Annotated in this window: 8 protein-coding genes; 1 reads left to right on the top strand and 7 read right to left on the bottom strand. The window is 37.3% G+C overall.

The features are described 5' to 3' along the window. Positions 1–16 precede the first annotated feature (16 nt). The 6 genes from B5X53_RS15250 to B5X53_RS15225 all read right to left on the bottom strand — a co-directional run bounded on the left by B5X53_RS15250 (position 17) and on the right by B5X53_RS15225 (position 5247). The gene (locus tag B5X53_RS15250) at positions 17–538 is read right to left on the bottom strand and encodes a GNAT family N-acetyltransferase (protein ID WP_079714097.1); all 522 of its coding nucleotides are present in this window, start codon (positions 536–538) and stop codon (positions 17–19) included. Beyond that, a complete protein-coding gene (locus tag B5X53_RS15245) occupies positions 531–809 on the bottom strand; it encodes an ASCH domain-containing protein (protein WP_232764099.1) in 279 nt (92 codons plus the stop codon). The genes B5X53_RS15250 and B5X53_RS15245 overlap by 8 nt, the downstream gene beginning before the upstream one ends. Positions 810–865: 56 nt before the next feature. After that, a complete protein-coding gene (locus B5X53_RS15240) occupies positions 866–1813 on the bottom strand; it encodes a hypothetical protein (protein WP_079714096.1) in 948 nt (315 codons plus the stop codon). A gap of 50 nt (positions 1814–1863) precedes the next feature. Continuing rightward, the gene (locus tag B5X53_RS15235; RefSeq protein WP_079714095.1) at positions 1864–2406 is read right to left on the bottom strand and encodes a DUF3575 domain-containing protein; all 543 of its coding nucleotides are present in this window, start codon (positions 2404–2406) and stop codon (positions 1864–1866) included. Positions 2407–2833: 427 nt separating this feature from the next. Further along, on the bottom strand, positions 2834–4027 hold the full coding sequence (locus B5X53_RS15230) for a pyridoxal phosphate-dependent aminotransferase (protein ID WP_079714094.1): 1194 nt from the start codon (positions 4025–4027) through the stop codon (positions 2834–2836). Between the two features lie 116 nt (positions 4028–4143). After that, positions 4144–5247: a fatty acid desaturase family protein gene (locus B5X53_RS15225; RefSeq protein WP_079714093.1), complete on the bottom strand. Its 1104-nt coding sequence runs from the start codon at positions 5245–5247 to the stop codon at positions 4144–4146. Positions 5248–5367: 120 nt separating this feature from the next. On the opposite strand from B5X53_RS15225, the gene rsmG reads away from it, so the two are divergent. Continuing rightward, complete coding sequence (gene rsmG, locus B5X53_RS15220) at positions 5368–5997, top strand: 16S rRNA (guanine(527)-N(7))-methyltransferase RsmG (RefSeq protein WP_079714092.1); 630 nt, start codon at positions 5368–5370, stop codon at positions 5995–5997. On the opposite strand, the gene B5X53_RS15215 is transcribed toward rsmG, so the two are convergent. After that, positions 5994–12365 carry a LamG-like jellyroll fold domain-containing protein gene (locus B5X53_RS15215; RefSeq protein ID WP_079714091.1) on the bottom strand — a complete coding sequence of 2124 codons (6372 nt, stop codon included), beginning with the start codon at positions 12363–12365 and terminating at the stop codon, positions 5994–5996. The two genes, rsmG and B5X53_RS15215, sit on opposite strands and share 4 nt — an antisense overlap. Between the last annotated feature and the right edge of the window lie 99 nt (positions 12366–12464).

Genomic DNA, 12464 nt, shown 5'->3' with positions numbered 1-12464 from the left:
TTGTTGTAGAGGGTATTTATTCCCATTCACTTTTTAAAACTGAATAAAAATCTACGCTTATTTTTTCTCCGTTTTTAATTTCACATTCTCGCATCGTACCCTCATATTGAAAGTTAATTTTCTCTAAAGCGCTTTTGCATTTTGTGTTTTTACTTACTACATAACCTTCTATTCTATTTAAATTTAAGTTTTTAAAACCTTGTTCAAATAGTTGTGGCATTACTTCTTTAAAAATTTCTTTCCCCCAATATTCTTTTAATAACCATAAGCCAATTTCAGCTTTTTGGTGGTTCTTATCCAAACCATTAAAACCTCCAGCACCACAAAATTCATTATCTTTTTTATCATAAATTCCCCACCAAATTCCCGTACCTTCTTTCTTTAAATTTTGATACCATTCCATTTGTTCTTCTGTTTCCTCTAATGTTGAAAAATGAACATCATAAAATTCTGTTATTTCAGAATTGGATAATCCTTTATGAATATTATTTATATCGCTCTGTTCTATTTCTTTTAGTATGTATTTACTTTTATTCATTATTTAAATATATTGGAAGTATTACCAGAGAATAATCATATTTCATCGAAAACCCTTCCGTGAGGTTCCATTTCTCTTTTGTAGTAAGCTTCGTGGACTTTTTCCAGTAGTTTAAAGACTTATCTGCTTTGCCTTCCATCTCAGCAAATTCTGCCGTAATTTTTTTATAAAGAACTTTTTCAACTTCCATAGTTTCAATGATGGTTTTTACATTTCCCTTCCAATCAGTTACAATATATTGGTCTCCCACTTTAAGAAGATTATTGTTCATTGGTTTTTGTTAAATGCATTCCGACCTTACTATAAAAACAGTGGACGATCTTGATTTTAATCTTCCCAATGTATCGAATATCCGCCTGTAGGAGCAATCTCAATCCAACTACCTTCTATAATTTTTTCTTCCCCGGTTCTATTGTTAATTAAGCTAAGTCTATAAGAAACCTTGCGCTTTCGCCACTCCTGTTTAACGAAAAATTCAGACTCACCAGCCGGAATAGAAACTGATTTCATTTCTTCGAAACCGTGTGGATTTATCGAAGAGTACTCACTATACAACCTTTCATCGCCATTAAAATAAATTTCATTTTGATAAATGTCTGTGGGAACTTCAACCATTAAAGAATCATTCTTTAACCAAATAAATGCATCGTCTTGAGGGCTTTTAAAATGCGATTGATTATGAATATCAACCCCTCCATATGGGGAAATTGAAATTTCCTGGGATTCCAGTACATTGAATGTGTAAGTTGTTCCCTTTCTAACAAAAAGAGAATCACCATCATCTTCTTTTAAAGTGTATGCGATGCTATCAAACCGGTATCCCTGGGATTTTTTCTGAAATACATCAATCTCTTTGACCTCTTCTCCTGAATTTAGCACTACGGTAAAACCAAATTCTTCACTCGAACTGTTTTCTTTTAACATAATTTCAAGCGAAGAAGGAGTATCTCTGGTAATTACAAAACCTTTAATATCCCACAAAGCTTCGATTTTGCCCTGATCTTCTAAAGATAACACTGAATTTACCCTTATCACTTCCCCGTCTTGTGAATAGATGTTTCCTTGAATACTATAATTACTATTATGGTTGATGACCTCTGCGATTTGCCAATCACCGTTAGTAAAAGATATTGCTGTTTCACCACCTTCTGCCTCCATTTCAATTAAGCTGGTTGAAGGTTGTATAGTAGACACTTCATCATCATTACTGCAAGAGGCAATACCAATAGATAAAAATAACCCTACGAATATTTTTGAAAATTTACTGTTTTTCATTTCAAGTTTTATTTAATAATTATTTATTCTACTCTCTCTATACATATATTTTAAAATCGATAACCTAATTTAATCCCATAGCGAATAACCTGATTGTGATCCGTTTTTTCAGCATTAAAAAGTTGTTTTCCAAACCCAAAGTTAGCTTCAACAATAAATCCGCTTTTGGTGATCCATTTACTTCCTAATCCTATCCCAAGGGATAAATCATATACATCAGAGCCCTCAGTAAATGTTAGCCGCTCCTCAGTATCATAGACTTTTTTGCCGTCAATTGAACTGAACATTCCAAATCCTTCCAGAAAAAAACCTGCGGCATATTTTTTCCCAAAATACCTTCTGTAATATGGTGTGAGGGAATAATTCATATCATCATCTATTTTCTCAGTAAACAAATAGACTCCCGAAATTCCCAAGGATGATTTATGATTGAAATTCCTTTCGTAAACTGCTTCAACTGATCCACTAAGTAAGGGTTGGATTACGTCAATTTTTATTTCGTTGTTTTTCTGGTATGGATTTATTTGTTCATTTTGTGCTTTAACGCCGAAAACCGACAAAAGCATTGCAGCAATAAATAAAAAATATTTCATCGAAAGTTTTTAATGATATTAAAATTAAAATAAAGAAAAAAAGAAAGGTTTTATTAGATTAAATCTTCAAAAGATCAACAGGTATAGGGCGCAGTTTTTTATTATTTGTTACGCTCTGGGTTGTTAAAAATTGCGGTGAATTTTTTTTTAATCACAACCGAAATCCGTATCTAAAGTGAATTAGTTAAAAAACAAGATTATTAAATTAAGAATAAGTTGGATGATTGATATACAATCATCGCTTTCCTCTCAACTGGCTTTAACATTTTTTGGCATAAGGAAACTTTCTTCTTGACAGTACGATTTAGTTCTTTAAGAATTAGACAAATTGTTTATTCATGAGTAATTTATAGTCCATAAAAAAATCCTGATAGGTTTTTAAACCGCATCAGGATTTTAAAAAATATAATTTTATAAGCTGAAAAATCTATGCTTCAGATAAAGCTGACTTTATTCGCTTCATTGCTTCTTCAATCTGGTCTTCACTGGCAGCGTAAGAAATTCTTATACAATCTGGATTTCCAAAAGCATCACCGGTTACGGTGGCTACAAGTGCTTCTTCTAATAAAAACATAGAGAAATCTGTAGCATTTTCAATCTTATGGCCCTTAATTGTTTTTCCGAAGAAATGAGAAATATTTGGGAAAACATAAAAAGCACCTTCGGGCTCTGTAGTAACAAAACCTTCAATTCCGTTTAAAAGATCTATAATAAGCTTTCTCCTTGATTTAAAGGTATCTACCATATAGCTAATCTTGCTCACGGGAGCTTCCAAAGCTGTAATTACCGCACGTTGGGCAATACAGTTAGCACCACTGGTGATTTGGCCCTGCATTTTATTGGTAGCACGGGCAATCCAGGCCGGTGCCCCTATATAACCAATTCTCCAGCCCGTCATTGCAAAAGCTTTAGAAACACCGTTTACGGTAACTACACGATCGTACATATCTTCAAATTGTGCCATAGAAGCATGACCCCCTACGAAATTGATATGTTCGTAAATTTCATCACTTACAATAATAATATCGGGATGCTTTTTAAGCACATCGGCAAGACCTCTTAATTCTTCTTTGCTATAAACCATTCCGCTGGGATTGCAGGGAGAGCTGTACCAAATCATTTTAGTCTTTGGTGTGATAGCGGCTTCCAGTTGCTCAGGAGTCATTTTAAAATCTGTTTCAACCGAAGTTGGAACTTCTACCGGTACACCTTCAGCAAGCTTCACTATTTCAGCATAGCTTACCCAGTATGGGCAGGGGAGAATAACTTCATCACCGGGATTTAATAAAACCATAGCCACATTAGCCAAAGATTGTTTGGCACCTGTAGAAACTACAATCTGAGAATGATTATAAGTGAGGTTGTTATCCCGCTTAAATTTCTTGATGATGGCATCTTTTAATTCCACATAACCGTCTACGGGAGTGTAAGAATTATAATTGTCGTTAATGGCCTGTATCGCGGCTTCTTTAATAAAATCTGGGGTATTAAAATCTGGTTCTCCCAGGCTTAACCCAATAATGTCTTTCCCTTCGGCTCTAAGTTCACGCGCTTTTGCAGCCATAGCTAAAGTTTGGGAAGTCGCTAAGTTGTTAATTCGGTTGGATAATTGTTCTTGCATTCTTTAATTGGTTACTAATTAATTACTCACTTAGTGAGACCGGAAAAGTTTCTCACATTTGGAATACGAATTTACTTTCCTAATCTCAATTTTGAGGGACTCGCCCCCAGGAAAATTTACGAAATTGCAGGTTTCGCACCCATTTCTTTTAAATGTTTAAAATGGGCAATTATTGCTGCGCGTGTGGTTTTGTATTCGTGGTAAGGAAGGTTGCATTCTGCAGCAGTTTCCTTAACTATTTTTGCTATTTTGGTGTAGTGAATATGACTGATATTCGGAAAAATATGATGTTCTACCTGGTGGTTTAATCCGCCGGTAAACCAGTTTACTATTTTATTTTTTGTCGAAAAATTAACCGTAGTAAACAGCTGGTGAATTGCCCAGGTGTTTTTCATAGATCCTGTGTCATCCGGCAAAGGCATTTCGGTTTCTTTTACTACGTGGGCTAACTGAAATACAATACTAAGAATTAAACCTGCGGTATAATGCATCACGAAAAAGCCTATTAGAATTTTCCACCAGGAAACCGATAAAATAAGCATTGGAATTACGATCCAGATTGATACGTAAATAAGTTTAGTGATCGCGATAATACTCCATTGCTTTACCGGATTTGGCATTTTTCCGTAAGAAAGTTTTCGCTTCAGATAATTCCTGGTTTGTTTAAAATCTGTAGTTAAAGCCCAGTTGAAAGTTAATAAACCATATAAAAAAACGGAATAATAATGCTGAAAGCGATGAAAGCTGTACCATTTAGCGTGTTCAGAAAACCTAATAATCCTTCCGGCGTCTAAATCTTCATCGTGACCGTGGATATTGGTGTAGGTATGGTGTAAAACGTTGTGTTGGACCTGCCAGTTATAAACATTCCCGGCAAGAACGTAAATAGTGCCACCCATAAATTTATTTACCCACTTTTTAGAAGAATAAGAGCCGTGGTTACCATCGTGCATAATATTCATTCCTACTCCTGCCATTCCGGCGCCCATTACTACAGTAAGGAGTAGCATCCACCACTGGGAAATATCAAGGGTGAGAATTAAAAAGTATGGGGTTAAAAACAAAGAAAACATAGCTACTGCTTTAAGATGCAGTTTCCAGTTTCCGGTTTTTTTAATGTTGTTATCCTTAAAGTAACTGTTTACTCTTTTATTGAGGATTCTAAAGAATTTTGTGGAATCCTTTCTGGAGAATTTAATATGATTTTGAATGTTTTCCATGTAATTTTTGTAAGCGGTAAAGGTAAAATATTTAAATAGTTAATCTATAATCTATACCGTATTAATATACGCTGCAAATTCAGCACCAAATTATGTATTTTTGTGGAAATTGTGAAAACTTTGGATTTAATAAAGAAATATTTCCCCGATTTAACCGATGACCAATACGCGAAATTCGCGCAAATGGAATCGCTTTACAAAGACTGGAATCTTAAAATTAACGTGGTCTCCCGTAAGGATATAGATGAAATTTATCTCAGGCATGTTTTACACTCGCTGGGAATTGCAAAAATTCAACAATTTAATCCGGGAGCAAATATTTTAGATGTAGGAACAGGCGGCGGTTTCCCTGGAATTCCATTGGCTATATTATTTCCTGAAACCAATTTTCATTTAGTAGATTCTATAGGAAAAAAGATGAAAGTGGTAAATGAAGTGGTAGAAGGTTTGCAGCTTACCAATGTTAAAACCACCAATGCCAGGGTAGAGGAAATTTCAGGAAATTACGATTTTATAGTAAGCAGGGCAGTGGCAGCGATGCCTACTTTTGTGCATTGGACCAAAGGAAAAATTGCGAAGAAAAGTCAGCACGAACTCAAAAACGGAATTCTTTACCTTAAAGGCGGAGATCTCACCGTAGAACTTCGCGATTATCCGAAAGCGAGAATTTATGAACTCCGTGATTATTTCGACGAAGAATTCTATGACACTAAAAAAGTGGTTTATCTTCCTTTAAAATATAAGCCTTAATCTTTTCTAATAATTACTTTTTTAGCATAATCGCCTGCACTGGTGTAAACCTTTACAATATAAACACCCGAGCTTAAAGATTTTTTCTGCAGAATATGGATTTCTTTAATGTCTGGTATTCCAAAATGTTGATCTACCAATTGACCTGCGATATTGTAAATATTTATGTGTTCAATTTCATAAAGTTCCGGGTTACTGATAACAAATTCTCTTTCTTCCATGGAATAGAAGTAATCAATGGGGCCTTCGCCGGGTTCTTTATCTTCCCGGGTCGAGGTGATGTCCTGAAATACAATTTCATATAATTCCTGGTATTCACCTGCAGGTAAAGTAGCTTTATAAGCTTCTTTCCGTAAATCGTGATAGGTGCTATCGCTATTATCCCGTAAATAAATTTCGGTGATTTCCGGTAGGTTTTCCAGCTCCCCGATTTCTATACTGAATTCTTTTTCTTCGGCAATCTTAAAGCCTAAAGGGAGCACCTGGTCCAGATTAAAGTGGGGCACACCCTGTATAACATATTTGCCTTCCCCTACAACCCAATACATATCTTCAGGACCTTTATCAATTAATGGGGCATCAAAGCCAAGATCAAAGCCCTGACTGCTTCTGGCGTCTGCGCCAACAAGAAGTTCCCGGTGATAACCGGTAGGAGAACGGAACAACAACCTTATTTTATATCGTCCATCTTCGCTTTTTCCTTCTGTCTCCTGCTTAGATTTTGAATTGTCTCGAGCTTGTAGAAAAAATGAAATTTCTCGTTCAATTTCGGTTTTGTAATAACGTTGACTGTTTTTAAAGATGATATTTCCTGTATCAAAACTACCAAAACTTCCTGCTTGAGAATCTTGTGTGGTATTTACAAAAAACCCTTGAGCTACCGGGATATAGGCGCCGGGACGTTTGTTGCTTTCAGCACCCGAAGCATTGATCCTGGAGTCGTTAGAAATGGCAGGAACCCCATCTATTAAATTTCGCACCGCGTATCCTCCAACATACTGTGAAAGATAATGAGTTTTACCCGCAAAATGATCCCAAAAATAAACGGCTCCGTTTAAAAGGTTTTTATCGTTACGGCCTTCACCTTCTCTAATATTGTCTAAGATGAATTCTTCAACACTAATGGCAGACGGGTAAGGATTACCCAGAAGGTAATTTTGTCCCGATTTAATTTCACTGACTTCTATTATCCCGTTATTTGGAAAGCCATTAAATGTATAATTCTGAAGTTTTCCTTCGGCAATATCTATATTTTCGGTTCCTTTCATTGTATACCCTTCGCCGGGCTTTAAAGCTGTATAACTTCCAATTTGTTCCCACTGGCTATATTCATTGGCTTGCCTGGCTCTAAAAGCATTAATCCAGTAGTCACTTATTTTAATAGGATTCGCTTTGGGGCCATCAGCGTGGGTATGAGGCCACTTAAAGTTGATATTTTGAAATTTATTGGTACCTAAGGTAGATCCATCTTTCATAACCCGGTTAACCTTGTAAGTAGTATTTGCAGGATCTGAAATTACTGGAGAACTCCAGTAATTATAATTGAAACTACTTGCAGTACCTTGTTGATCGCGTTCCAGGCTTCCGGAACCGATAATCTGGCTGTTTTCGGGTTGTACTAGTTGTGATTCGCCATTAAGATCTATATGCCCGTTTAGTTCGAGATAATGACTAATGTGTAATTCATTGCCGGAAGTTTGGTTGGTTCCATCCATGATTAAAGAACCTCCATCATCTAAAAGTCCTAGTAAAGTTATGCTATTTGAATTATCGGTAGTTGCAGCATTGGTTAAAGTCTTGCCGTCTAACCGGGCTATATTCCAGTTAATTTTCTCACCATTTACGCCTGTGCTGTTGGGAGTGTCCCATACCTGGGGCTGCTTCCAGGAGTTAATGTTCCACCAATCCCCACCCGTAGCGATATATGGAAGGGGGGCAGTATTCTGCTGGGTGCTTTGAATATTTTTTAATCGACCGTCAATGCCATTGGGTATTTTGTTTTTGGTGATACCGTTTGTAGCTTCAGAAGTTATAAGTCTATAATATCCCGTGAGATTTGCCCATTCAAGGTTATTAGGAACATTTAAAGGGACAATTTCACCTTTTACATTGGTCGCATTATTATCAGTAATGCGTTGGTTCATCATAAATTGGAGTTGAGCCTGATCTAAGGAAGTATTCCAAACCCTTACTTCTTCAATCCACCCGTGGAAAAAGTGCGTGGGAAGCGGTTCTAAAGTACTGTCATGCATAGCCCCAATTAAAAACCTGTTATCGGTACTGGTGGGGATCCCCGGTGCAGTTTCACCTGTTTTGATACCATCTATATAGATTCCGGCATCATTTCCACCCTGAATTACCGCGATGTGATACCAGCGGTCAGAATCAATTTGATGAGTTGAAGAAATAGTTTCATTATTCCATCTAAATGTAGGGGTATTATTTTCAATAATTAAATCGTATCCCCCCGCGGCAGGATTATTATTATCCCTTTTTGAAAGAATAGTTTTTCTCGTGGTGCCAGCGCTTGGATCTTGTTTTACCCAGGCTTCTAAAGTAAACCCGGAAGGGAGATTTAGGTTATTACCAAAATCTATATAATCGTCTACGCCATCAAAATCTATAGTGCTGCAGTTACTGAAAATTATTTTAACTCTATCGGTACTTCCGCAGGGAATTGTCCATTCCAGGGTGTAAGTTCCTGTTGTGGTAATAGTGAAAAGACTTTCGGGATTATTTGGGTCTGAAATTACAGCTCCCGAGGGGCCGTTTATAATTCGCCAGGTTCCAAATTCTTCTTCTTCGGTTCTTGGATTGATATAGCCTTCAAAAACTCCTCCTAAATTCACCTGGTTTACACCACATTCTAAAACCTGATCACTTCCTGCATTGGCAATTAATTCTTCAGGCTGGGCTATAGTTACTTCGGTAGTAAATTCACACCCATTAGCATCAACAACATTTACTGTGTAAGCGCCTGCAGAAAGATTGTTAGCGGTTCCCGTTGTTTCAGTTGAAGTTTGACTAATATGATCCCAAACTATAGTGTATGGAGCTGTACCACCTGAAGCTTCTACGGTAGCTGTAGCATTACTACCCCCAAAACAAACTAATGGTGTCTGGTCAATTTCCTCCAGTAAAAGCGGATTTTCTGGTTGAGTAATTATAATATTATTTACGGTATATGATTCATTGTCGTCATGAACCATTGCTTTGTAAGTTCCGGCCGGTAGACCCTCGAATTTTCGTGTGTCTTTAGGACCATAAATATCTCCGGTTAGGGTATTTTGTATTTCGTAGTGGTAGGTTCCAACCCCTCCCGTGGGTATTATTTCTATTGCTCCTTTTTCATCCCCGTGACAAAAATTGTTTATTTTCTCTATTCGTGCAGATAAAGGGAAGTGAATTTCATCGTTCTCGTTGGTTGAAACACACATTCTCTGGCGTACGTCCCCACAGGCTTTTTTGTGATTATTGGTCCAATCCATGTAAAAGCTTTCCAGGGTGATAGCATTTCCGCAAGACCAGTTTTGCACTTCTCCAATTCGCAATAATTCGGGTATTTTTTCATCACCAATATCTATACATCCCGTTATTCTTTCTTCAGAGATAAATTCCCCACCCTGGGATATTGAATAAATAAATTCTACTGAAGGATTATAGGCATTTGCATTTTGTTCTATACGAAGATATATATAACGCTTTCCGGTATAAGACTGGCATTCGGCACCAGTAAGTGGGCTGCTGTCCTCTTTTCCTATATAAAATGTATCCAATTCGAAATCTAAATTTCCAGTTTGGCCACAAGGTTCAAAACATTCCCCTACATAATGATTAAATATTTCAGTGTATTCATTCCCCGCAGAATCTGTAACTGTAAGAGAAACAGGATATACTCCTCCTTCTAAATAATTGACTACGTGTACTCCGGGACCTTCGGTTTGATTGTTGGTATCACCAAATTCTACAGTTTCCCCGGCAAAATCCCACTTATAATTATAAGGTGCAATTCCTCCCTGAACAGAGTCAAGTTCAAAAGTTGAAGTTCTTAATCCGCCCGCATCACTTAAACATTTTGAAGTGGGAATCATACTCGCTTCTAACGGGTCTATAATGGTAATGGTCTCTTCATCGGTACATCCGTTTGCATCAGTTACTATAACGCTATATGTTCCCGCAGCAAGATTCTTTGCAGTTTGACCTGTTTGGCCATCAGACCATAAAAATTCAAAATTAGCTGTTCCACCTTCAATAATGGCAGTGGCAGTTCCGGTAGCAGAACCAAAAGTATTAGTTTCAGTATCAACAATATTGGTGATTACTAATTCTTCCGGAGGATAAACTGTAATGGTTTCTTCAATAGAACATCCATTTTCATCGGTAATAGTTAAAATAAGATTATTGGAAGCTGACGTATTATTTACGTTATTAATAGCGGCTCCCGTTTGGCCATTACTCCAATTATAAGTTAACTGCCCTGTTCCTCCCTGAGCTTCAACAGTTATAGAGGCGTTGTTTTCCTCAAAACATCCTTCATTGATATTGATACTGGTTGTTTCAATAAAACTCTCTGGCTCAGTAATGGTAAATTCTTTGGTTGCCGAACATCCATTCACATCGGTAGCTGTAACTGAATAGGTGCCCGGACTTAACCCGTCTTTGGCTGCCCCGTTTCCTAATTCTCCCCAGTCATAGATGATTTCTCCAACTCCACCGGTAACGATAGCCTGGGCTTCGCCAGAAGCAAACCCGTTACATAAAATATCATCAACCTTAACATTTAATTCTATCTGATTAATGGTAACATTTTGTTCTATGCTATCTGTATTTCCTGATGTGTCAGTAAAAGTCCATATAATTGTACCGGATTCAGCAAAAATGGTAGACCTGTTCGCTTCTGCGGTAATCTCACCTCCACAATTATCTAGTGCAACCGGAGTTTCCACAGTATATTCACAGCCCCAGGTAATATCGTTGACTGTTGGTAAAACAGGCTTTATCTTATCTTCTACAGTTATAGTAGCTGTATTTGAGGCCGTATTATTGTGAATGTCGGTTACTGAAAGTGTAATGGTATTCGCACCGATATGAGAACAATCAAATGTGGAAACATCCAGAGAACTGGAATCAATTCCGCAGGCATCAGTAGAACCGTTGTCTATTTGAGCTGCGGTTATACTGGCCGTACCGTTTTCATCAAGTTGCACAGTTATATTTTGTGTAACTACCTGAGGGGCTACATTATCTTCAACAGTGACGCTGGCAGTTTTTGTGGCAGTATTGTTATTATTATCGATTACGGAAAGAGTAACAGTATTCGCGCCGATATTAGAACAATCAAATGTGGAAATATCCAGTGAAGTTGATTGAATTCCGCAGGCATCAGTAGATCCATTGTCTATTTGATCTGGGGTGATGCTGGTCGTACCGTTTTCATCAAGTTGCACAGTTATATTTTGCGTAATTACCTGAGGGGCAATATTATCTTCTACAGTGACGGTGGCTGTTTTTGTCGAAGTATTATTGTTATTATCGGTTACTGAAAGAGTAACAGTATTAGCACCGATATTAGTACAATCAAATGTGGAAATATCCAGTGAAGTTGATTGAATTCCGCAGGCATCAGTAGAGCCATTGTCTATTTGGTCTGGGGTGATGTTTGCAGTGCCGTTTTCATCCAATTGAACTGTTATGTTCTGCGTGCTAACATTAGGAGCAATATTGTCCTGAACGGTAACGGTAGCGTTCCCTGTAGCTGTATTTCCGTTCACATCAGTTACACTTAGTGTAACAGTATTATCTCCAACATCAGTACAGCTAAAATTTGTTTTATTTATCGAAATCTGGTCAATTCCGCAGTTATCTGAAGAGCCGTTGTTAATATCGCTCGCTTGGATTGAAACAGACCCGCTCAATGCTAATTCAACGGTAATATTTCTAAAATTAACGGTAGGAGCTTCAGAGTCTTCAAATTCAACCGTAAAACTTTTAGTAGCCGTATCCTTATTACTATCGGTTACCGTTACGGTATAACTTCCGGATGCGAGACCGGTAATTCCCTGGCTTGTACTCGAAAAATTATTTGGACCACTCCAGGAATAGGAATAGGGGGAAACACCACCAGAAACATCAATATTTAATGCGCCATCCTGGGCATTGCTACAAGTGGCAGGAGTATTTTTTGATAAAGTAATAGAGGGAGCAAGCTCTAATAAAAAACCGACGAAAAATAAATTCTTTTGCTGCTTTTCTTTTAAAACAGGTTTTTCGGGCCCATAGGAGATATTAGCCAATAGTGAATTTCCGGAAAGTAAGAACCATCCAGAAATAAGTGCTATTAAAAAAAACCGGGGAGTAATTTTACCCATAGGCTACTGTATTAGTACAGAAGGTAAAAATACATATAATAAATCTATATTAACAGGAATTCAAGCCAAAATTGGAGATATAAAACCCTATATATCAGA

The organism is Salegentibacter salinarum (assembly GCF_900168115.1).
Lineage (GTDB): Bacteria > Bacteroidota > Bacteroidia > Flavobacteriales > Flavobacteriaceae > Salegentibacter > Salegentibacter salinarum.
Note: the sequence above shows the minus strand (reverse complement) of the source record. Positions and strands in the feature narration are given on the sequence as shown.